The 22,585-nt window shown below is 56.1% G+C and carries 24 protein-coding genes and 1 pseudogene; 20 read left to right on the top strand and 5 right to left on the bottom strand.

All coding sequences use genetic code 11. The features are described 5' to 3' along the window. Positions 1-493: 493 nt before the first annotated feature. From RMR16_RS27340 to RMR16_RS27290, 11 genes are all read left to right on the top strand, one after another. Entirely contained in the window at positions 494-904 is a 411-nt protein-coding gene (locus RMR16_RS27340) for a DUF932 domain-containing protein (protein WP_320188764.1), read from the top strand. Then, positions 879-1,358, top strand: a complete 480-nt coding sequence (locus tag RMR16_RS27335) for a DUF932 domain-containing protein (protein ID WP_320188765.1) — start codon at positions 879-881, stop codon at positions 1,356-1,358. The genes RMR16_RS27340 and RMR16_RS27335 overlap by 26 nt, the downstream gene beginning before the upstream one ends. Before the next feature lie 58 nt (positions 1,359-1,416). After that, entirely contained in the window at positions 1,417-1,611 is a 195-nt protein-coding gene (locus tag RMR16_RS27330; RefSeq protein WP_320188766.1) for a hypothetical protein, read from the top strand. 520 nt (positions 1,612-2,131) lie between these two features. Next, the gene (locus RMR16_RS27325) at positions 2,132-2,305 is read left to right on the top strand and encodes a hypothetical protein (protein ID WP_174048592.1); all 174 of its coding nucleotides are present in this window, start codon (positions 2,132-2,134) and stop codon (positions 2,303-2,305) included. Positions 2,306-2,911: 606 nt separating this feature from the next. Then, complete coding sequence (locus tag RMR16_RS27320; RefSeq protein WP_320188767.1) at positions 2,912-4,864, top strand: ParB/RepB/Spo0J family partition protein; 1,953 nt, start codon at positions 2,912-2,914, stop codon at positions 4,862-4,864. Positions 4,865-4,999: 135 nt separating this feature from the next. Next, positions 5,000-5,464, top strand: a complete 465-nt coding sequence (locus tag RMR16_RS27315; RefSeq protein ID WP_320188768.1) for a hypothetical protein — start codon at positions 5,000-5,002, stop codon at positions 5,462-5,464. Positions 5,465-5,591: 127 nt separating this feature from the next. Beyond that, positions 5,592-6,335 carry a ParA family protein gene (locus RMR16_RS27310; RefSeq protein ID WP_320188769.1) on the top strand — a complete coding sequence of 248 codons (744 nt, stop codon included), beginning with the start codon at positions 5,592-5,594 and terminating at the stop codon, positions 6,333-6,335. 44 nt (positions 6,336-6,379) lie between these two features. Further along, positions 6,380-7,333: a ParB/RepB/Spo0J family partition protein gene (locus tag RMR16_RS27305; protein ID WP_432355612.1), complete on the top strand. Its 954-nt coding sequence runs from the start codon at positions 6,380-6,382 to the stop codon at positions 7,331-7,333. Positions 7,334-7,345: 12 nt separating this feature from the next. Then, complete coding sequence (locus tag RMR16_RS27300; protein WP_320188771.1) at positions 7,346-7,693, top strand: hypothetical protein; 348 nt, start codon at positions 7,346-7,348, stop codon at positions 7,691-7,693. A 358-nt stretch (positions 7,694-8,051) separates the two neighbouring features. Next, positions 8,052-8,585, top strand: coding sequence for a plasmid mobilization protein (locus RMR16_RS27295; RefSeq protein WP_320188772.1), 534 nt, complete (start codon positions 8,052-8,054; stop codon positions 8,583-8,585). Next, complete coding sequence (locus RMR16_RS27290) at positions 8,575-9,729, top strand: relaxase/mobilization nuclease domain-containing protein (protein ID WP_320188773.1); 1,155 nt, start codon at positions 8,575-8,577, stop codon at positions 9,727-9,729. The genes RMR16_RS27295 and RMR16_RS27290 overlap by 11 nt, the downstream gene beginning before the upstream one ends. Positions 9,730-9,759: 30 nt before the next feature. Here the strand turns inward: RMR16_RS27290 and RMR16_RS27285 are convergent, their stop codons facing one another. The 5 genes from RMR16_RS27285 to RMR16_RS27265 all read right to left on the bottom strand — a co-directional run bounded on the left by RMR16_RS27285 (position 9,760) and on the right by RMR16_RS27265 (position 13,632). Next, positions 9,760-11,037, bottom strand: a complete 1,278-nt coding sequence (locus RMR16_RS27285; protein ID WP_320188774.1) for a Y-family DNA polymerase — start codon at positions 11,035-11,037, stop codon at positions 9,760-9,762. Between the two features lie 4 nt (positions 11,038-11,041). Beyond that, positions 11,042-11,479, bottom strand: a complete 438-nt coding sequence (locus tag RMR16_RS27280) for a LexA family protein (protein WP_320188775.1) — start codon at positions 11,477-11,479, stop codon at positions 11,042-11,044. Positions 11,480-11,585: 106 nt separating this feature from the next. Next, positions 11,586-12,161: a restriction endonuclease gene (locus RMR16_RS27275; protein ID WP_320188776.1), complete on the bottom strand. Its 576-nt coding sequence runs from the start codon at positions 12,159-12,161 to the stop codon at positions 11,586-11,588. Between the two features lie 14 nt (positions 12,162-12,175). After that, positions 12,176-13,363: a Fic/DOC family protein gene (locus RMR16_RS27270; protein WP_320188777.1), complete on the bottom strand. Its 1,188-nt coding sequence runs from the start codon at positions 13,361-13,363 to the stop codon at positions 12,176-12,178. A 62-nt stretch (positions 13,364-13,425) separates the two neighbouring features. Then, positions 13,426-13,632 (bottom strand): antitoxin VbhA family protein, encoded by a 207-nt coding sequence (locus RMR16_RS27265; RefSeq protein ID WP_172873385.1) that lies wholly within the window; start codon positions 13,630-13,632, stop codon positions 13,426-13,428. Between the two features lie 399 nt (positions 13,633-14,031). Here RMR16_RS27265 and tnpB point away from each other — a divergent pair. From tnpB to RMR16_RS27220, 9 genes and pseudogenes are all read left to right on the top strand, one after another. Continuing rightward, positions 14,032-14,214 (top strand): annotated as a pseudogene (tnpB, locus tag RMR16_RS27260) (IS66 family insertion sequence element accessory protein TnpB); the annotation flags it as partial. A 220-nt stretch (positions 14,215-14,434) separates the two neighbouring features. Continuing rightward, a complete protein-coding gene (gene phnC, locus RMR16_RS27255) occupies positions 14,435-15,244 on the top strand; it encodes a phosphonate ABC transporter ATP-binding protein (protein ID WP_006473175.1) in 810 nt (269 codons plus the stop codon). After that, positions 15,241-16,089 (top strand): phosphate/phosphite/phosphonate ABC transporter substrate-binding protein, encoded by an 849-nt coding sequence (gene phnD / locus RMR16_RS27250; RefSeq protein WP_003501103.1) that lies wholly within the window; start codon positions 15,241-15,243, stop codon positions 16,087-16,089. Before phnC ends, phnD begins: the two co-directional genes overlap by 4 nt. Positions 16,090-16,159: 70 nt before the next feature. Continuing rightward, entirely contained in the window at positions 16,160-16,966 is an 807-nt protein-coding gene (phnE, locus tag RMR16_RS27245; protein WP_006473411.1) for a phosphonate ABC transporter, permease protein PhnE, read from the top strand. A 13-nt stretch (positions 16,967-16,979) separates the two neighbouring features. Beyond that, complete coding sequence (locus RMR16_RS27240; protein WP_003501101.1) at positions 16,980-17,978, top strand: phosphonate dehydrogenase; 999 nt, start codon at positions 16,980-16,982, stop codon at positions 17,976-17,978. Positions 17,979-17,990: 12 nt separating this feature from the next. Continuing rightward, positions 17,991-18,911: a LysR family transcriptional regulator gene (locus RMR16_RS27235; RefSeq protein ID WP_003501100.1), complete on the top strand. Its 921-nt coding sequence runs from the start codon at positions 17,991-17,993 to the stop codon at positions 18,909-18,911. 346 nt (positions 18,912-19,257) lie between these two features. After that, the gene (locus RMR16_RS27230; RefSeq protein WP_024710158.1) at positions 19,258-19,854 is read left to right on the top strand and encodes a recombinase family protein; all 597 of its coding nucleotides are present in this window, start codon (positions 19,258-19,260) and stop codon (positions 19,852-19,854) included. Continuing rightward, positions 19,847-21,499 (top strand): IS481 family transposase, encoded by a 1,653-nt coding sequence (locus tag RMR16_RS27225; RefSeq protein ID WP_003501095.1) that lies wholly within the window; start codon positions 19,847-19,849, stop codon positions 21,497-21,499. Before RMR16_RS27230 ends, RMR16_RS27225 begins: the two co-directional genes overlap by 8 nt. Then, positions 21,499-22,476 (top strand): ExeA family protein, encoded by a 978-nt coding sequence (locus RMR16_RS27220; RefSeq protein WP_024710159.1) that lies wholly within the window; start codon positions 21,499-21,501, stop codon positions 22,474-22,476. Before RMR16_RS27225 ends, RMR16_RS27220 begins: the two co-directional genes overlap by 1 nt. Positions 22,477-22,585: the final 109 nt, after the last annotated feature.

The raw sequence follows: 22,585 nt of genomic DNA, 5'->3' as shown, positions 1-22,585 counted from the left end.
GCTTTTGAAGAAAGGCTATGGGCGTGTCCCTTCAGGACCGGGCTCTAGTCGCTGCGCGACCCGAACCCGCAAGCGGTTTCGTCCCATGCGGGTAACGATCCCTCACGCGAGGATCCGCGCTGATATCCAGCATCAGGGTTTGTTCGGATAATATTAGATGGAGCGCGCAGGCGCGCAAGTTCACAAAGCAGGCGGGCAACAGGCCCGCCTCCCCTCTTCATTCGTCAGTTTCGCCCCAAGCGCCCCCGCTCGGAGCCGTTCAAGGGGCAAGCGCGCTGCGCGTCGGATCGGCCTTCGGCCTCGCCAGAGAAAATCGGCTTTCAGCGCTGCGCGCCGAACCTTCCGTTTTTCCCTGGCGCCGACCCCTTGAGCGTTCCTCCCGCGGACACTCGGGGGTCTTCGCCCCCCTCCCTTCGCTCCGGTGAATGACAGGAGGTCATTCGCCGGAGCAAACGGCGGTGGCCTCGCCCACAGGCGATAGGAAGGAATGACAATGTCCGTATATGCAAGCACCGCCCGCTTTGATGCCGCCCGTGCAATGTCGGAAGATGAATTGCGCCGTCACGCGCCGTCTATTTTCGCGACCGCAGCGCATGATAGTCGCTCGGATCGCTTCCAGCCGATCCCTACAATCGAAATTCTGCGAGCGCTGACGAAAGAAGGTTTTGTACCGGTTGGTGCCAAGCAGTCTGGCACGCGTGATGCATCGAAAATCGAGTTCACAAAACATTTGATCCGTCTCCGTCGGATCGACGATCCCCGGCAGTTTCGCGTTGGTGATACCGTCTGCGAAATTCTTCTCAAGAATGCCAATGATGGAACATCCGCGTATGAACTGATGGCTGGACTATTCCGTATTCAGTGCCCTCAATTCGCTCGTGGCACAGACCGGCACGGTGGATAGCATCAAGGTACGGCACAGCGGCGACGTAGAAGGTAAGGTGATCGAAGGAACATACCGCGTTCTCGGGGAGGCGGAAAAAGCGCTCGTTGCACCTACGGAATGGAGCACCGTCAAGCTTGATGCCGGTGAGCGGCAAGCTTTCGCGGAAGCCGCTCATATGCTCCGCTTTGCGGATACCGAAGGCGAGGTGAACAGTGCGATAAAACCTGAACAGATGCTCGCCCCGCGCCGCCGTGCCGATGTCTCCAATGATCTTTGGATGACATATAATGTGGTCCAAGAAAATGCGGTACGCGGCGGACTACGAGGCTTTACCCGTGATGGCAATGGCCGCCCTCGCCGCGTTCAAACGCGTGAGGTTAAAGGCATAGATCAGGATGTTAAGCTGAACAGAGCGCTGTGGACACTGACACAGAAGATGGCCGAACTTAAGGGCAGCAAGGCGTCAATTTAGGAACACGGGGCGGCTTGTCGAGCCGCCTTTCCCTTTCTTCACAGATATGGATTTCTTCATGGCCCTTCACCGCGTCGGCGTCGATTTGGACAGATTTGAGCATTCTACCGTTCTCGCAGCTTTGAGACTATGGCAGCGCACCGCCTGCAGACCGGATGACCTTGAATACATTGCCTGCGATGGTGGCGATTTCACGCCACTTTCATCCGAGCAAATTGACGAGTTGATCGAGCGGATCAACGGGGGAGCTTGATCCGAGCCGCGATCAATGCGGGCGGGCATCGAACCCGCCCGCATTGATGTCTTCCGGCTGGCGTGCAGCCTCGCGCGCTTCGCTTGCACAATGATGGTGCGCTTTCGCGCAGCGATACCATTCCCCGTGTTAGCGGGGCTTCTTGCACCATCTTTCCCGAACATCGTGGCGTTGGGCCGAGGGTCAGTTTGATTGTGAAGCGGCCACCCTCCGTGCGAGCCTGCCGGCGAGCGAATGCGACGGCCAGTGCGGGCGAGATCGGTAGCGCCCACCGCTCCTTTCGGTGTCTGCGTAGATTGATTTCAGGTCAGTTTGGCCCTCGGCCGCGCCATTGCAACTTTGCTCAAAAAGTTTTTTCCCCGCCCGCAAGCGGGCTCCTCGCGCACGCGGCTGAAGCCGCTCCAAAAAACTTTCCGATCAAAGTCCTCCGCTTCGCTACGGCCCCAAGGGGTGCAACAGCGCTCAACGCCGAGGGCCACCTTTGACCTGCAATCAACGCAGACACCGAAAGGAGCTACACATGAACGCAACCTTCAAATTCCTCGCCCGCACTGGCCGTCGCATCCGCTCTTACATCGCCAAGCTCATCAAGCCCGTCGTGAAGAATGGCCGCTTCACAATCAAACTGACCCTCTCCATCCCCCTCATCGCCAAAATTGAAGTCGGCGGCGAGTGGAGCAAGAAGCCCCGCTAACGCGGGGAACCGGGGGCTAACGCCCCCGGTTTATCCGCGCCAGGTCGGCATCATTTGCAGCAGTTAAAGATCGCGAATTGTCTCCGGAGTATCGGAAATCACCAGCTTCCAAGCTTTTGAAGAAAGGCTATGGGCGTGTCCCTTCAGGACCGGGCTCTAGTCGCTGCGCGACCCGAACCCGCAAGCGGTTTCGTCCCATGCGGGTAACGATCCCTCACGCGAGGATCCGCGCTGATATCCAGCATCAGGGTTTGTTCGGATAATATTAGATGGAGCGCGCAGGCGCGCAAGTTCACAAAGCAGGCGGGCAACAGGCCCGCCTCCCCTCTTCATTCGTCAGTTTCGCCCCAAGCGCCCCCGCTCGGAGCCGTTCAAGGGGCAAGCGCGCTGCGCGTCGGATCGGCCTTCGGCCTCGCCAGAGAAAATCGGCTTTCAGCGCTGCGCGCCGAACCTTCCGTTTTTCCCTGGCGCCGACCCCTTGAGCGTTCCTCCCGCGGACACTCGGGGGTCTTCGCCCCCCTCCCTTCGCTCCGGTGAATGACAGGAGGTCATTCGCCGGAGCAAACGGCGGTGGCCTCGCCCACAGGCGAAAAGGGAGCTTTTGCCATGACTGTTACCAATATCGAACACATTGCCCTGTCCAAACTCGTACCGAGTGCAGACAACGTACGTCGTACCAATTCTCAGGTCGGCATCAGTGAATTGGCTGATAGCATTGACGCCCACGGCCTCATTCAAAATCTAACGGTAAGGAAAGGCTCACGCGGAAAGTTTGAGGTTGTTGCTGGCGCGCGCCGCCTCGCAGCACTGCGTGTTCTGGTGAAGGAAGGTCGCTTTGAAAGTGATGTTCAAATTCCTTGCCACGTACTGGCAGACCAGAGCGATACAGAAATCTCGCTTGCCGAAAACATGCAGCGTGAGCGGATGCATCCGGTTGACGAAATTGAAGCGTTCCGAAAACTGAACGATGACGGTCTTACACCGGAAGCGATTGGTGATCGTTTTGGAATGTCTCATATGACCGTTCGCCGCCGCTTGAAGCTCGCGCATTTGTCGCCGCGCGTCCTTGAAGCGATGAGAGCCGACGAAATCACGATGCAACAGGCGGAAGCCCTTGCCCTGTCTGACGACCACGAGGCGCAGAACAAGGCTTGGTTCGACACTGAGTATTCTTGGCAGCGCCAGCCACATGTGCTGCGTGAAGCATTGTCGAAGGAGCAGGTGCGCGGCGATCACAAACTTGCGCGTTTCGTCACCGTGGATGCTTACAAAGAAGCAGGAGGCGATATCGTCACCGATCTGTTCTCTGACGATGAAGACAGCTTTTTGTCAGATCGCCCGTTGCTGGTTCGTCTAGCCAGCGACAAGCTTGCAGCGCTTTCGGAACAATTGAAGGCGGAAGGCTGGCTTTGGGCCGAGCCGGATATTGAAGGCAACGCGCATATCGGTGGCGATTTCGAGCGCATCCACGCACGGCACCATGAGCCAAGCGAGGAAATTTCAGAAGAACAGAAGCGCTTGGCGGCGGAATACGATGAACTTGCCGAAATGCTGAACGCGGATGCAGGTACAGAGGAAGAACTTTCCGCAGCGTCGGAGCGCTTGGAGGCTATTGAGGAACGACAGGAAGCGATCCGCGAAAGCCTGTTTTCATATGATCCTAACGAACTCGCCTTGGCTGGATGCTTTGTCAGCGTTGACTATAACGGTACAGCCAAAGTCATGAAAGGTTGGGTGCGCAAAGAGGATTGGTCAGCCGTCCTCTCGCTGCGAGGTACTGAACCGCTTGACGCTGGAAGTGAGTTAGTTGCAGAGCAGGATCAGGAGGATAGCAGCGACACAGGCACCTTATCCGCCGCCTTGATCGAAGAACTCACAGCAATCCGAACCGCTGCGCTACGCGTTGAAATGACCCGTAATCCAGCCGTTTCATTGGCGGCGATACTGCACCCGATGCTTGTTCGCGCCTTTTATCCGACCGAATACGGTTCGCCCTCGATTTTGAGCGCTGTTGAGCTTCGTGGTGAATTCAAAACCCTCGAAGGAGCTATCCAAGACCCATCCAGTCACAGGGCTTATTTGGAGTGGTCGCAGCACCTTGAGGCAGTCAAGCGCAACCTGCCCCACGAGCCGGGTATCCTTTGGGATTGGTTGATTGAGCAAGACGTGACAACCCTTCTCGACCTTTTGGCGACTGTTTCCGCTGCGAACACCAATGCCATCCGTTATCGCCATGACAGCCGCAAGGATGGCCGAGTAAGGCATGCAGATGATGTTGCGAAGGCAGTAGGTCTTGATATGGCGGAGTGGTGGACGCCGGACGCAAGTTTCCTCGACCGCCTTTCGAAGAAAGCAATGGGTAACGTCATGCGCAGTCAAGGGATTGCGGAGGACCGCGTTACAGCGATGCAGAAGTTGCCGAAGCATGAGGCAGTTCATCGCACGGAAGCCGAGATTTCCGGAACGTCTTACATGCCTGAGTGCATGATTACGCCGAACGTCGCCAATGATGCCGAGGAACAGGCACCAGACAGCGGTTACGCAGTCGCTGCTGAATAACGGTTCTGCCGGAGCAGCGATTGTTGCTCCGGCCATCCAGCCGGATCAGGACGAGCAAGACGGGCGTAGCTCCCCCTCGACTGGCTCTCGGTTTGATCCGGCTGGCAATTCTCATTTCACAGTTGGAGAACGACAATGTTCGATGTGTCAGAAGATAGCGCGACAATCGCCGCTTTTCTTATCGATCCGAAAGAATGCACCGTTGTGACCGTTACGATGGCGACGGAAAGAATTGAAGTTGATGTGAACCGCACCCTTGAGTGCATCTTTACCATTGGCGACGATCTTCCCGAAGGGTTTCGGATCGTTTCGGACAAGAACGCAGTGCTTAAAGGCGTTCACAGCTTTGTTGAAGCCAACGGATATAACCAGATTTTCGTCGGTAAGATCATTCTTTTCAGCGTTGATAAGGCTGGAAGAATTACCAGTATGACGCATACGGCCTCCGAGGTTAGCGAATTGTTCAGCGTCGTGGTTCCTGTTCTCGACCCTGTCTACGAGGGCGGGAGAACCGCTTCTGAAAATCGCATCCGCTTGTTTGGAAGGCCGCTGGGCGGCTTCCGCGTCCGATTGAGCCGATCCCGCCCGCTATCGAAGTAAAGTTTGCTCAAGCAAACTTTTCCATTTCAGGTGATGGACGATTCCCTTTTTATGCGCGATCCGCTATTCAATTCGAGAGATTTCGTCGCGCCGAATTATATGAGCCTGATGGTTCAGGAAGGTCATTATGAAAATCCTAGAATTTACCAATCGAAAGGGAGGTGTGGGAAAGACCACACTCGCTTGCCATGCCGCTTGGTACTTCGCAGAGAAGCGCCGCGTTCTGCTTGTTGAACTCGACGAGCAGCGCAACGCGTCGCGTACTATTCAAGACAATCTTTTGTCGCTCACCAGCACCGATCTATGCGCGGGGCCGGTGGATATTCCCGGCATGGATGCGCCGGGGGTGGCGACGATAGCAGCCGATGAAAAGCTTAAAGACTACGCTACCGATCCGAAGCTAGGCATCCCGCAACTCAGAGAAAATATTCTCCGGGCGGAAGAGGGGTACGATATTTGCATTATCGACACGCCGCCCGCTGCGAATGCGCTTTCAATTGGTCCGTTACTCTTCGCTACGCACGTCATCGCTCCTATCAAGCTCCAAGGCTACTCTCTTCAGGGGATTGAAAGCGTGCTTCAGAGCATCGTCGGCGCTAAGAAGCAGTTCAATCCTGATCTGGATTTCCTAGGCATCCTGCCGAACGAGTATGTAGCCAATCAGCCTGCACAGAAGGACCTTTTGAAGGACCTTATCGACAAGTTTGGACATCGTTTCCTGTTTGATGCCGTCTTGCACCAGAGACAGGGCTATGCGGATACCGCTGCAAACAAGCAGCCGGTTTGGAAGGATACGAAGACAGCAGCTCGCGCCGCAGGGAAAGAAATGCGTGAGTTGATGGAAAAAATTGAAGGGCGGATTTGGGCATGAGCAAGAACACCTTTGAAGGACTTGATTTCTCCGGCTTTGACACGTTGACGGCGCTGGATACGGATAAGGCACAAACGAAAGCGGCCGCAGCTGGTAAGACCGAACTCGCAATCGAAACGGTTATAGAAGACCCGGATCAGCCACGGCGTTCTTTTGAAGAGGAGCCGTTGCGTGAGCTTGCGGAATCGATCGAAAAGCGCGGTGTACTTCAGCCAATCATCGTCCGTCCAAAAAACAAGGATGGCAAGTATGTCATAGTCATGGGTGCTCGGCGCTACCGCGCTTCGGTGCTTGCGAAGCGCAAGACGATCCCGGCAATCATCCGCGTAGAAAGCAGCGATGGTTATGACCAGATGGTCGAGAACATTCAGCGAGAAGCGCTATCGCATCACGACATAGCGCTATTCGTAAGCGGCGAATTGTCCAAGGGCGTGAAGCCAGCGGCTATCGCAACAGGACTTGGTAAGCCTCGTGCCTGGGTTTCGCTATACGTAGATTTCTTTGATATGGCTCCAGCTATTCAGGAGCGCTCGGAGGGGTTTGGTATTCGTGCAGCCTATGAGCTTCACAAAGCCTATCTGCTGAATGCCGAGGCTACAGAGGCATTTATCGCATCGCGTGAAAACATCACTCAGCGCGAGGCCATCGAATTTGCGAAATCGCTCAAAAGCGGAGCAGGTGCGCCTTTGGCAACGCCATCTTCTGAAACGGGTTCAAACAGTGCGGAGGTCGATGGCGATGAAAGCCGTGGACCGAAGCCGCCCGTAGACCCCGCAAGCGATGGCAAAGAACCAACCGCAAATTCATCCCCAAGGTCGAGGGGTGGTGTTACACATGCAGTTATCGTTAAAGTAGGGGACAATTTTGGACATTTGCTGTTGGCTGAGCCAGCAAAGCAAGGTTCAAAATTCGGGACCGTTTCCTTCGATAACGGTTCGAGCATTAGAGAAGTCGCTTTGAGCGAGTTGGAGATATTCGAGATAATCCGCGTGGATTAGAGGAGTTAGATCATGGGTCGTGTATTCGACGGGATTAAGCGTTCATTGGTGTATTCAGCGCGTGCTACGATGTGGGCGCTGCGTATGGCAGCATGGAAGCTTTTAACGTTCGCTCGCGGCCCTATTACACTCGTATGCGGTTTTGTGACGGTTGCGGGATGGGTTGGCGGCGTTGTCCTGATGCCCGCGTTGCTATGGTACGCGAACGCCTATCGAGGAAGCGAGTTTGGTCTTGGCATGTTTGCGGGCGCTGTCGCCATTGGACTTGCAATGGGTCTTATCGCCCCTGTGATCATGGTCAAATACGACAGCCTGCTTTTCAAGCTCCAACCCAATGACCGGATCACCATCTACACTTGATTGCTAGAGCACGCTTGATTGAAAAACCCGGCCTTTGTGCCGGGTTTTCTTTTGCGCCTTGTTTCAGGTTAACCCTCGGAGCCGCGCAGGTCCCGATCAACAGGGCAGGGGAGGCCGCACAAGGGCAGAAGCGCAGCGTCCCTTGTGCGGGTGAGACTGTCATGTAGGGACCGATCCAAGCGGCTTCTGTGGGTTAACCCTTGGAGAGCGCCTTGCCTTGTTCGGGCGCAGCCCTCGCAAAATGACTCGCGAAGCGAGACCCTTCCATTCAGCTTGAGTTTGCTTGAACAAACTATTATCTTATCTCGTATTCTAGTGCAGGATAGCTAACGCGACTGAGTTTTGGCAAACATCGATTATGAAGCATTTAAGCACCCACGTTGAAGACGACATTGCAGAACGCTTTTCAGCGTTGGCTAAGGCTCACGGCGGCAAGTCCGCGTTGCTGCGTCGGCTTGTTTCGATGGCAGTTGAGGCGGAGAAGTCGACTTCCATTTCGTTGCCGGACCCAGTGGGTCGGGCGGTGCACCTGTCAGTGAGGCTTTCTGAGAACGAAGTTGCGGCGGTGAGGAAAGCGGCGGCGTCGAGAAGCATGAAGCCTTCGCAGTGGCTGCGTTCTGTTGTGCGCGTTCGCTTGGGGGCTGGCGCTCAGTATTCAGCAAACGAACTTCATGAACTTCGATCACTGGTTAATCAGGTCCGGAAGGTAGGCGTGAATTTGAACCAAATCACCCGCGCTGTGAATGAGGCTCGTAGGGAGGGCGGATCGTTCTCGGTAGATGCACGTGCAGTTGACGCAGCCCGTGATGAAGTGACTAAGGCGCTCACGGCGCTCCACTTAATGGCTCGCGGTAACGTCCGTACCTGGGAGGGTGAACAGAATGAAGAATGACCCCAAGGTTCGCGCCCTATACGACGACTTTTACAAGGGGATCGGCGTTTCAGCGGCTTGGCTTCGCAATGGTCAAATGCGGATGTATCGGGACCAGTTGCCACAGCTTATGGCGGCGCTGAAAAAGAGCCCTGACACCAAGGCTAAGCTTGCTCGCGTTGTTTCGAAAGCGCCAGAGGTCATGGTGAAGATTTCAGGCCGAACCAAGGATGGCGACCACCTTAAGCAACATATGGATTACATCACGCGAAACGGTAAGGTCGAAGCCGAAACCGACTATGGCCCGATGATGGGGAAGGAAGCAGTTCGGGACCTCCACGCGGATTGGGCCGATGATGAGGTTGTCTACAAAGGGCAGCATCAGGTGCGGAAAACGTCACTTTCTGTGAATATGGTTTTGTCGATGCCGCCCGGAGTGGACAGGTCGCAATTTCGCGATGCGGTGCGCGACTTCGTAGACAAGGAAATTCGTTCGCGAGCTGATGTCATGGTTGCATTCCATGATGATACAAATCATCCGCATGCACATGTCACCGTTCGAGGTAGGCAGCATAACGGAAGAGCATTCAATCCCGGCAAGGCCGTGCTTTCAAAGTATCGGGAGCAGTTTGCCGAGGCGTTGCGGCATCGAGGGATCGAGGCTGAGGCTACGCCTCGCTTCGCTCGCGGGCGCAGTATGAAGTCAGACCGACAGGAGTTTAGACACATGCGCGCGCGTGGGCTTACCCCACGCAACGAGAAACGGGCAATGGAGCAGGCTTACAAAGAACTTGCCCGAGGCGGCGCACGGACATCAGGCGCGGCACGCAGGGAAGGGCAGGGAGCGCGAGAGCGTCCTTGGGAGCAAGCGGCGCAGACGAAGAATGCAGGGGTGAAGATGGTCTATAGGGCGGCAGCTCGTGAGCTTGCCAGTAGTACCAGCGTTGCTGACCGACAACTGGCGTTAAAGGTCGAGGCTTTCGCGCAATCGATACCGGAGCCAAGATTTCAGCGTGACATGTATCTCAGTCTTCTTGCAAAACAGATACGAGACCATTCACAGAGCAAAACTGTGGGGCTGGACCGAGACGCTGGCAAGCCGCCTGAAAGCGGTGAGAGAGGCATTACGGGGCCAGAGCGCGGGGGCGGAGGTCGGACGCGTTAGTGGGCGAGCATGCCGGCGAATAAGAACGGATTACGTCCGCACGATAGGCAGATCGGCAAGCTTCGTCGTATAGCGGGGACTTCGCATGTCCGCCTTAGTCGCGAAGGGCTGTTTAAAGCCCTCTGACGCGAGAATAAGCGTCTTCTTGCCCCATCGATCGTTGACGGCATCAAGCGCAGCGGAAAGCCGTCCCGATCGCTCCTGCTCGTGTGCAAATAGATCGACAGGGGCCAGCTCGGCCGGGATAAGGTCGTCCAGGATCACGCCCGCCTTTGTGTAGGCGAAACCGTTCCCCTGCGGATCACCCTTCCATGCTCGGGCAACACAAGCCAAAGCAGTGCCGACAAGGGCAAATGTCGAACTCGACGGCGGCGAAAGCCGCGCTGTTCTCGACGTGCTGTCGCGGGCGCTGCCATTGTGCGGATTCGTGTGAAAGAAAACCTGCATATGGGAGGCGACAAGGCCATGATCGCGGAGCTTTTCAGCAGCTCGGGTCGCATGGGCCGTGACGGCCTGTTGCAGAACGGCAAGGGAGGTCATCGGGCTGCCCGCCGATCTGGTGACAGCCATCCCCTTACGGGTCGGTTCCACGTCCTGAATGTCGATGCATCGCAAGCCGTTCAATTCGGATACGGTACGCTCAAGAACGACGGTCCCAATTTTGCGGGCGAGTGGCAAAGGCATGTCGCGCAGCTGCGCGACAGTGTTTATCCCAATCTCACGCAGTTTTGCCGTTGTCCTCGATCCCACGCCCCACACCTCTGAAACATCGGTGCGAGCCATACAATAGGCCGCAATCTCGGTATTCATGAGGTCGGCCACGCCATCAAAAACCGGGTTTTTCTTGGCAATAAAGTTGGCGAATTTCGCCATGGTCTTCGTCGGTCCTATCCCTACGCATGTAGGAATTCCGGTGTTCTGTCGCACCACGGCCCGCATCTCGGCGGCATGGTCGAGCATCCGTCCGCCAAAGCCAGACAGGTCTACGAACGTTTCATCGATCGAGTAGATTTCTGTTCGCGGTGAGAACTCGGATATCGTCGCCGCTACCCTACGGGATATATCACCGTAAAGGGTGTAGTTTGAAGAAAACAGTCGGATGCCATGTTCCTTCGTTTTCTCGCGAAAATGGTGCGCGGGTTCCCCCATGGCGATGCCAAGGGCTTTTGCCTCGTTGCTGCGGGCTACAGCGCATCCATCGTTGTTTGATAAGACGACAACCGGCTTTTCTCGCAAGCGTGGATCGAAAAGCCGTTCACATGAGACGTAGAAATTATTGCAGTCGATCAGGGCGATGGGTTCGGCCATGGCTCTACTCGACCGGATAGCGGCGAGCAATCCCGGCCACAACGCCGAAAATCTCTGTGCTGTCGAGCACAGGCAACGGCGGATAGTGTTCGTCGGAGCGGGCTTCATGCCAAAGTCGGCCATCCCGACGGGTCAAAACCTTCAAGAGCATGTCGCCGTTGTAAAGGGCGAGGACGGTTCGACCTGGCTGCACCTTTCCTGCTCGGTCGATAGCAACGAAATCGCCGTCAAGAATGCCAGCGCGGCTAAGAGAATTGCCGCTCACGCGATACCAGAAAGTTGCGTGTTCGTGGCGTATTATCCACGCGATCAAGTCAACAGGATCTTCTAAGTCATCTCCTGCGGGAGATGGGAAACCAGCTGAAACCATTAGGCCCGCGGTGCGGATTTCCCTCACGAGGTATTCGACTGGAATGAGTTCGACGGTCGCAAGAGCGGTCATGAATGGCTCAGTATCGGCGTAAGAGGGTTACTTTTGTTCTTACTATGTTCTCCAATCATCGCGAGTCAATTCACGAATTCCGAGGGCAGCGAAATGATTATTGGGATCAGGGAATAGACAGAGGCACTTCGCGGATGGTTGACCGCTCCTGCTCAATCATTCCAGTATTCAGAAAATCGAGTAGTTTCTGCCCGCTCAATATGATCATGCGTGGGTCTTGAGACGCAAGTTCTTTTGCCCCCGCCCCGGTTTTGCCGGTGTGAATGAAAAAGCCCTTACAGTTTTTGGCCGCGATCACGGCGCTGAACGCAGCAATATGTTGGCGGTTTATATGCTTGGCATATCGTTTCGCTTGGAGAAGATGAGTTTCACCATTGATCTCGACCATGCCGTCAATTCCGCCATCGCCACTGTAATGCGTGTTGCGAAGTATCGTATGTCCGCGCCTTTCAAATGCTTCGAGAAGCAATTCTTCGAAGGTGAGAGGGTCGATCTTTCGCAGGTAGGCCAAACGTTGCGGCATAAGCGGAATGGTATTGATCTTAGCCAGGACACGGCGGGCTTGTTCCTGCTTTCTTAGATGCCTGCGTATCCGCGCCTTTGGTCTCAGCAGCCGACGCAGGAATATACCTGCAGCGATAATGAGCGCGATGGCGATAAGCTTTATTTCGTGATCTTGCATCGGCTGACGACGCCCTATCGCTCGCGTCCATGGTCAGATGAGCGATCACTGTCCGGAGGCGCGGGATCAGAGCTTGGACGATCAATTTCGCGGTTTCGCTGTAGAGTAGGGGAAGGGATCTCAATGCCATTGGCGATCATCCCGGCAATTTTTTCACGAGCAACTGTTACGGCCTGGCCGATAGCATCTTTATCGTTTGGATATTGTTTTGCTGTCTTTTCGGCCACGTAATTTTCGAGAGACACAGCTTTGCGCAACTCCGGATCGTTCATTAGCTCAGTCCTCGACCCTTCGAGGTAGACTCGGGCTTTTGCATGGCCGGAGAAATCGGAAGTCGCAACGAAATCGACTTCCATTTCATCTTCGAGTTTATGAGAGAAGTCGCGCCGATCTGCGACAACGATGAAATTCTCGGCCGCGATCTTGATGGTGAGTTCGTCATGTCCGACGAGATGGCCGGCAACTCGATCTCCTGGGAGGGCCGTACGAACGTCGTGTTCCATCGGATCCTCGCCATATTCTCTCAGCATCCCAAAGGCTGCTCTTATGGCTCCCTGCCGATTTGTGTCAACAGCATCAAGAACAGCATGGGCGAGAGCCCTGCTATCGGCATCTCGGATCGCTTCTTTTGAACCTTCGATCATTCGGGCCTTGCTCACGACATCAAACTGCACGTCGTGGCCTAGTTCACGCCCCAGCTCCGCGATGAAGGTTTCCTGTGTACGTCCATTTCCCTCTCTGAAAGGATGTACATAGTTCAAGTCACCGAGGACCTTACCAGCCATCTTGGCGAAGTCGTCGGCGCTGATACCGTCGAGTTTCTTCAGATCACGCAACTCTTTGAATGCGTCGGCCAAACCCATGTCAATCTTCTGGCCTGGAAGGAAGCTAGTGCCAGCCTTGCTCAGAGAGCCAATAGGCGGCATGCGCTGGCCGTCAACAATGGGCGTTTCTGCACGCGTATGACCGGCCCACTCATAGACGTCCTGAAATATGTGGCGATGGATAGCCTTCAGGTGATCGGCATCAAAGTTGCCCTTTGGCCCATCACCTTCACGAATCTCAGCAATGCGGAAGGCGGTGGCGCGATACTCTTCCTCGCGCAGCTCTTTGCCAGAGGTAATCCCAAAGCGGTTTCGCAGAACACGCTCTCCATCGGGCTTGCCTGATGGATTTGGATAGCAGAACGGATCATTGCTCATGAAAAGTCTTACTCATAAAAATGGCCGCCCTTTAGGCGGCCGTTAGATTGTATGTGGTGATGTCAGGCCTGCTGTGGAGGACGTACAACCTGCAAACGATACTGATCGCGGGTAATGTCACCGTTGACATAGGCTTCCGTTGCAGCCTCAAGAACAGGGTCGTGTTTGTAGCCCTGTCTTGCCACTGCGGCCCGGGCCTCGTCTGTGGCGCGGCGACGCTTGGCGATGGCTTCCGGCGAGCGATCAGGAACGCTTTGATGAATATTCATGCTCAAACCTCCGATTAGTGTGTTTTAATACCATTAAATTGGATTAAAGTCAAACAAAATCAAACTGTTGGCTATCTATCTCGGTTCTGATCGCGATTATTTTGTCGGGTAGCTTCGCGCTCCATATCTGTAGCGGCTTGCCAACATAAGCGCCTCTGCTCGCAAACATCGGCATTTTCTGCTCGAATTATCTGACAATGGAGCGGGCGTCGTGCTCACGCTCTTTGCCAATGTGCTCGCAAACATCCGGGTCTGCTTGCAAACATCCGCCACGTGCTCAGATTAATTGCCAGCGACGGCATGGTCAAACCGGGACGCCTGCCTGTCGTAGTTGCTCGGTCAGCTGACGGGAATATTCGGGATCAAGGGTGCCCGCCAGGAAGGCGCGGATATACGGACATGCGCTGTGGCTTTCCCTCCTTGGCGCTTCGGGTGCAGGAGGTTCTGCAGCATGATTCGTTGTCAGGGCATCTCTTCGTCTTCAGGGGCCGCAGATCGGATATTTTGAAGATCATCTGGCATGATGGTCTGGGCGCCTGCCTTTTTACCCGGCGGCTGGAGAAGGGCCGGTTTATCTGGCCGAATATGGGATAGCATCCGTCAAGGTGGTGTAGAATTGGGACCGGGCCGTCATGATCAGGCGGCTCTGGGTGAAATTTCTCCATCGCAGCTACGCGAGGAGGTAGAGCTGAGTTTAAGTGCTGTCATTGAAGTTTCACGAGCCTGATAAACGGACGTCATATGTCGCCCATAGTGATGCAAATATTCAATCGATGCACCACTAACGATCAGGATTATTGTGATGCTGGCTCTGAACGGAGTTGCCGTGACCTATGCCAACGGCACCCAAGCTTTGAAGACAACGACATTGACGTTCAACCAGGGTCAGTTCGTCGTGCTCCTCGGTAGATCCGGCGCAGGCAAATCTACCCTCATCCGGACACTCAACGGCTTGGTTGCGCCGACGTCTGGTTCGATCACTTCTAACGATATTGGTGCTCTGGATGCGGAAACTAAGCTTCGCATTCACCGAAGGCGAACTGGGATGATATTCCAGCAGCACCAACTCATAGGGCGCTTGAGCGCGCTCGACAACGTCATGACGGGCCGCCTGGGCTACCACTCTGGCTGGCGTACGTTGTTCCCTATGCCGCGTTCGGATCGAAGGCTGGGGTTGGAATGCCTTGAACGCGTAGGCCTTCTTGATAAGGCTCTCGTCAGGGCGGATCAACTATCCGGCGGTCAGCAGCAACGGGTGGGCATTGCGCGCGCGCTGGTCCAGAAGCCCCAACTGGTCCTTGCAGATGAGCCCGTTGCAAGTCTGGACCCTGAAACGGCTGTCGAGGTCCTGTCGCAGCTTCGCGAAATATGCACAGCCGACGGCATCACTGCTGTGATCAGCCTTCATCAGATCGATCTAGCTCGCCGGTTCGGCGACCGGGTCATTGCTATGCGCGACGGGGAAGTGGTTGCGGACGCCGCTGTCGACGAACTGACCGATCAAATGTGTGCGTCGATCTACCGCAGCGCCCCAAGAAATCCGACCACAACACAAGATTTGTCCAACTACGAGTATGATCAACCTTTAGCTGCCATGGAGGCCGCATTATGAAGAAGCTTCTGTCCCTCGCATTCCTCGCCGTTCTTGGCTGGAGTTCGTTGGCGCATGCTGGCTCAAATCCAGAGACATTGCGCGTCGCGTTGCTACCGGACGAGAACGCCGCCACTGTCATCAAAAACAATCGTCCTCTCGAGGAGTATCTTGAGAAGACACTCGGTCGGGAGATTGAACTGATCGTAACGACCGACTACTCGTCAATGATCGAAGCGATGCGTTTCGGCCGGCTTGAGTTGGCTTATTTCGGGCCGCTCTCTTACACGCTCGCGAAAACCAAGGCTGATATCGAGCCTTTCGCAGCACTTATGAAGGATGGCGAAACTACCTATCGCGCTGTAGTTGTCGCCAATGCAGAGGCTGGCATCGAAAGCCTTGAAGATGCAAAAGGGAAAAAGGTCGCGTTTGGGGACGTGGCTTCCACCTCAAGCCACCTTATCCCGAAATCTATGCTGCTTAAGGCCGGAGTTGAGGCTGGAAAAGACTATAGCGAGAACTTCGTAGGGTCGCATGATGCCGTGGCTATTGCAGTGCAGAATGGCAATGCTCAGATTGGCGGACTTTCGTTGCCCATCTACAATTCAATGGTCGCTCGTGGCACCATTGATCCTAAGAAAGTTATCGCCCTCGCCGAGTCCGATCCGTTCCCGCAGTACCCCTGGACCATGCGGTCGGATCTTGACACTTCGTTGAAAGAGGCGATCACCAAAGCCTTCATCGACCTTAAAGACGAAAAGGTATTGGCATCCTTCAAAGCCGATGGGTTCGCTCCGATCGATGACAAAGCCTACGACGTCGTCCGTGAGCTCGGTAAAGTGCTGAACTTGGACCTGAGTCAGTAAGGCGCGTTCGAGACAGTTTCTCACCTTTCGACGCAGGCGCTGGCCTGCGTCCTTTCTTCCAGGATATGTGATGACACAGCCGTCGGCCGACTACGACTCTATCCTTCAACATCAAAACAAAGCTTGGACCAGAGCTGGCGTGATCGCGTTGGCAATTGCGTGTGTGATCATTGTTAGCAGTTATCACTCCGGTCTTCTTGATCTGGAGCGTCTGGGATCTGGGTTTCCTGCGCTCTGGCAGCTCGGTACGGAAATGTTTCCCCCGGATTTCAACCGAGGCTTGGAGTGGATCAGCCCTCTCATCGACACTCTGGCGATGAGTATAGCTGGGACTGCGATCGCGGTACTGATATCACTTCCAGTTGGCTTTTTCGCCTCAGGGAAAACAGCACCCAACGCTGTCATCTATATGATCTCGCGTGGATTGTTGAATGGTCTACGGTCGATCCCGGAGCTGATTATGGGCATCGTCTTCGTGGCGGCAGTGGGATTTGGAGCGCTCCCAGGCGTGCTGGCTCTTGGTCTTCACTCGGTTGGCATGGTGGGCAAGTTCTTTGCGGAGGCGATCGAGCATTGCGATAATGCGCCTATAGAAGCCGCACGCGCAGCTGGTGCGTCGCCGTTCCAGATCGTGACGCGGGCGATCTTGCCACAAGTTCTACCGCAATTGGCCGATGTGACCATCTATCGGTGGGAGTACAACTTCCGCGCCTCGACAATCCTGGGCACTGTGGGAGCTGGTGGTATCGGTTTCGAGTTGATGACATCCCTCCGGATCATGAATTATCAGGAGGTTCTTGCGATCATGCTCGTTGTCCTTCTGATGGTCACCATCGTTGACCAGGTCGGCGCTCTCCTCCGCCGCCAGCTGCAATAGAAGGATAAATTAAATGCTCCCAAAGGTAGTAATCACCCATCGCGTCCACGAGGAGATTATCTCAAAGCTATCTCCCCACGCTCGTTTAGTTTGCAACGATACTGATGATACATGGCCCCGCGAGAAACTGCTCGCAGAATTGAGCGACGCCAAGGCGATGATGGCGTTCATGCCGGACATGATCGACGCGTCTGTACTCGCGCACGCTCCCGATCTTCAACTTGTGGCATGTGCGCTGAAAGGCTTCGATAACTTCGACATCGAAGCCTGCACGCAGCGTGGAGTCCACGTCACGATAGTGTCCGATCTTCTCACTGACCCGACAGCCGAACTTACAATCGGTCTGATGATTGCTCTTGGGCGGCACATTCTGCCAGGCGACAAGAGCGTCAGGAGGGATTACAAAGGTTGGCGCCCTCGGTTTTACGGCCTTGGGCTGCAGGGCACAGCAATCGGCATTTTAGGGATGGGAGCGATCGGAAAAGCTATAGCACAGCGCCTAAGTACCTTCGGCGCCATTGTGTCGTACTGGGATCGTCAATCCCTGGACAAAGCCGATGAGATCAGACTGAACGTAAAGCCTCTTGAATTTGACCAGTTGATCTCGTCGTCTACCTTTCTTGTGTGTGCACTCCCGCTTTCGGCCGAAACGAAGCATCTCCTCGGCGCTGAACAACTCGCCAAAATGCCCAAAGGAGCACTTCTTATTAATCCTGCACGCGGAAGCGTGGTTGATGAAGAGGCTGTTGTCGCTGCATTGCAGGCGGGGCGCTTGGGAGGCTACGCCGCTGATGTTTATGAGATGGAGGACTGGGCCAGACCCGACCGGCCTGACAAGGTCCACGGGGGTCTCCTCAATCGCGAACATGATTCGATCTTGACACCCCACATAGGCTCAGCAGTGGCGAAGTCGCGTTTGGCTATCGAGCACGAGGCTGCTGACAACATTATAGATTTTGTCCAAGGCCGAAGACCTCGTGCGGCAATTAACGAGGTTCAACTAATTCCTTGATTAGAGAAAGTAATGTTTAGCCTTTCGCATGTCGCAGCATTCATAGAGGTAATCGAAACTGGCAGCTTTCACGAGGCGTCGCGACGGCTTCAGATATCCCAACCGACTGTCTCACATAATGTGAAACGATTGGAGGATATACTAGGGGTGCGGCTGGTCGAGAGGAGGAAGGACAAGTGTGTGCCGACTCGGCAAGGGCTCGTATTCTTGCCATTCGCACGCAGCCTTTTGACCGTCACGAAGAGATCTCTGGACCGCCTGCACAGCGGCCGGATTACGTTGGGTGCCAGTACTAACATCGGTACCTATATTTTGCCAGTCCACTTGAAGCGTTTACAGGATGCTCAAGGCCGGCCACCTGAGGTGGCCGTTGCCTCAAATCCTGAAATCATCGAAAAGCTCTTGAGGAAGGAGATTGATCTAGCCTTTACCGAATGGTGGGACGATCGAAAAGGATATCAAGCCCGCCTTTGGCGGAAGGAAAAGCTGGTAATAATCGTATCCCCACAGCATAATTGGAGGACGCGAAAAACAATTGAAGCGGCAGAGTTATTTCAAGAGTCCCTCATTGGCGGAGAACGTGGAACCGGTACCGGATCCGTGCTCCGCGAGGCCTTCGGCCAAGCGGCAGAGCAATTCCCAATCTCATTCAATGTCGGGAGCACTGAGGCTGTGAAGCATGCAGTTCGAGCTGGTCTCGGCATTTCGATCGTGATGAGGAGCACTGTCCTCGATGAGCTCGCGTCGGGTAGGCTTTATGAGGTTTCTGTTGAGAATGTGGTTCTCGAAAAGTCTGTGTGGGCTGTACATCCCGTACATATGGAGGATGGTTCACCGGAAGCAATCGCGCTTAAGGTTATACTCGATGCGAGCGCCCCTCTGGGTGACCTAGAGCACGTCCACATTACTCGGGGTCATATCCGCAAGATTTGAAGTAGTTGGCGCATTCCTGCGGCTCGAACATGGTAACGGCCTGGCCGACCGCATCCTTTGGTATCGCCGCCTCAATTCCCGGAGTATCCCATACAAGGGGGACAAGATCGGGGACCGCCCGATTTTCGATGCGTAAGGTTCCCTGCTCCATGTCGCGAATATTCGGCCGTCAGACACATAGTTGGTTTCCATGGATCGTTTGTCATAAACGAGGGTTTTTGAGCATGCCATAGCGCATGCCGTCACGCCCCTTGAATGGCGCGATGGAATCTTCTCAAAACTGTTATAGAAACGGTTGTCGCAAAATGCTATGTGTCCAACGACTTTCAAGAACATTTGGATGGCTATGCGGGTCGGGTACGCCAGGGTCAGCACGATCGATCAAAATCCGGAGCTTCAGCTTGAGGCGCTGAGACGCGCCGGTTGCGAGAAGGTGTTTACCGAGCGCGGGTCAGGCGCTCGCGATGACCGCCCGGAATTGGGCCGAATTCTCTCCGACGTGCTTCGCACTGGTGACACGCTCGTTGTCTGGAAACTCGATCGGTTGGCGCGATCGCTAAAGAAGCTCATCGCGACGGCGGAAGAGTTGGAGCGCGCGAAGATCGGGCTCGTGTCCTTGACCGAGAGCATTGATACGACGACGCCGGGCGGCATGCTGACCTTCCATGTCTTCGGTGCGATCGCCCAGTTCGAACGTGCTCTGATCCGCGAACGCACGACGGCTGGACTGGTCGAGGCGCGGCAACGTGGCCGCAAGGGTGGCCGCCCGCCCGCGATGCGCCCGGGCGATATTGCCGCGGCGCGCGCCCTGATGAAGGAAGGCAGCATACCGGTACGCAATATTGCGCAGCGCATGGGGGTTTCTGTTGCAACCCTCTATCGTCATATCGGCAAGAAGGGTGGCTCTCCCAAAACAGTGGAATCCGAGGACGTCCATGGCTGAGCGGAGAAAGCGGCCGCCCGGAGAGGCTCTTGTCGATCTTCGACGCCGATTGTCGCTGCTTTCTCCCCGTGATCCAGGCCGTACCGAGATTGTTGCTCGTGCCGCCGATGCCTACGGCATCTCGATCTGGACCCTGTATCGGGCGCTGCGGGAGTTGAACCGCCCGAAATCCGTACGGCGCGCCGATCACGGAACCTCCCGGATCGCCCCGCAGCCGGAGATGGAAACCTATGCCGAAATCATCGCGGCCCTGAAGATCAGAACGGCGAACCGGAAGGGGCGGCATATCTCCACGGCGCGCGCCATCAAGCTGCTTGAGGAAGACGGCGTGGTGACGCCCGATGGCCTGGTCCGTGCACCGCCCGGCATCTTGAAACGCGCAACGGTCGATCGGCTGCTGCGTGTTTCCGGCCTGGATTATGCGCGCGTCACCCGCCCGGTGGCTGCCGTCCGATTCCAGGCGCGGCGTTCCAACGAACTCTGGCACTTCGACATGAGCCCGTCCGACCTGAAGCAGGTGGAAGCGCCGCTTTGGGTCGAGGAAGGGCGCGGCCGGCCGACGCTGATGCTGTTCTCCGTGGTCGATGATCGCTCCGGCGCGAGCTATCAGGAATACCGCTCCGTCTACGGCGAGGACGCGGAGTCCGCCTTGCGCTTTCTCTACAATGCCTTCGCCGCCAAGCCTGAACCGGAACTGCCGCTTCAGGGGATTCCAACGACCATCCATATGGATAACGGGCCGGTGAGCCGCTCGCGCGTTTTCCAGTCCGTCATGGGTAGCCTTGGTGTCCGGGTTCTCACGCATATGCCCCCGTCGGACAGCGAGCGGCGCACGCCGGCGCGAGCGAAAGGCAAGGTCGAGCGGCCGTTTCGCACGATCAAGGAAGTGCACGAGACCCTCTATCATTTCCACAAGCCGAAGGACGAAGAGGAAGCCAACCTTTGGCTCAGGCGCGCCTTGGTCACCTACAATAACGGCGACCATCGCACAGAGTCTCATGCACGCATCGAGGATTGGCTGCGGCATCTTCCTCCTGACGGGGTGCGGGCGATGTGCTCCTGGGAGCGGTTCTGCGCCTTTGCGCGCGAACCGGAACGACGGACGGTTGCTGGAGACGCGACCGTATCGGTCGAAGGCGCATCCTATGAGGTCGAGCCCGAACTTGCCGGCGAAACGGTGACCTTGCTCTGGGGCCTGTTCGATCAGGAACTGTTCGTCGAGCATGAGGGCAAGCGCTTCGGTCCATTCCAACCTTCGCGCGGGGCGGTTCCCCTCTTTCGCTATCGCAAATACCAGAAGAGCAAGCTCGAAGAGCGGCTCGACAAGGTGGTGCGCCTGGCAGACCAACTTGGGCTCCCCCGCGCCGCGGTCACCGGCGGGGATCGTCCATTGCCTTCGCTGCCCCCGACCACGGCTGGGCTGAGTGTACGGCGGACACCGTTTCCGGAACCCGCAATAGAGACCGCTTATCCAAATGGCCTCGCAGCCCGTGGGGCCATCGCCGACCAGCTCGGCCGGCCGATCGGCGCGATGAATGCCGGTGACCGCGCCTTCATCAATGAACTGCTTGGAGAAACACTCGACAAAAAGATGATCGCGGCCCGTATCCGCGAACGCTTCCAGGCGCGAAGAAAGGAAGAATGATGCTCGCTGACGTTCAATCCAGTTACGGCCTCGACCGGCCTTTCCAAGGGGCCGGCAACTTTGAGACCGAGCATCAGCGCACGATCATCCGCGAGGTGTGTGCGGCCGTCCAGACCGGTCGGCTTGTCGTGGTCTCCGGCCTGGTCGGTTCGGGGAAAACCCACCTTTTGCGCCGCATCGAGGCCGAACTCACCAAAGCCGGCAAGGTCGCACTCGCCAAATCGCTGGCGGTCGACAAGCGGCGCACTTCGCTGCCATCGCTCATTGAAGCCCTGTTCTACGACTTGTCTCCCGGCGATCGTGCGCAGGTCAAGATCCCCAAGCAGGCCGAGCGCCGGGAGCGCGACCTGCGCGACATCATGAAAAAAGGCAAACGGCCGATCGTCCTCGTGGTCGACGAGGCCCATGACCTGCACCACAAGACCTTAACCGGCCTGAAGCGACTGATGGAGGTGGTCGCCGACGCCGGCGTGCTCCTTTCCGTACTTCTTGTCGGGCATCCCCGGTTGCGCAATGATCTGCGCCGGCCGCAAATGGAGGAGATTGGCTACCGCACGACCATTTTTGACTACGAGGGGATCGGCTCCGCGCGCCGCGACTATGTTGCCTGGCTGCTTGGCGCCTGTGCGGCCGAAGGCGTAAAGGTTGGCGAACTCCTCGAGGAAGAAGCCATCGACCTCATCGCCGAACGTTTGCGCACGCCGCTTCAGATCGAGATGCATCTCACCCTCGCATTCGAGCAGGGCTTTCGCCTCGGCGCCAAGCCGGTTACCGCCGAAATCGTCGAGCAGGTCCTGTCCCGCGCCATCGACGATCTCGAACCGACGTTGACCCGAAATGGTTACGATGCGACGGCTCTGGTCACGCACCTCAATGCTCGGCCGTCGGATATCCGCGCCTTCCTGGCGGGCACCCTTGATCCCGAATATTCCCGTCAGCTGACCGAGCAACTACGACAGGCAGGCGTCCCGGTTTGACCATGCCGTCGCTGGCAATTAATCTGAGCACGTGGGGGATGTTTGCAAGCAGACCCGGATGTTTGCGAGCACATTGGCAAAGAGCGTGAGCACGACGCCCGCTCCATTG

This window comes from Agrobacterium sp. rho-13.3 (assembly GCF_033957765.2).
Taxonomy (GTDB): Bacteria; Pseudomonadota; Alphaproteobacteria; order Rhizobiales; family Rhizobiaceae; genus Agrobacterium.
Note: the sequence above shows the minus strand (reverse complement) of the source record. Positions and strands in the feature narration are given on the sequence as shown.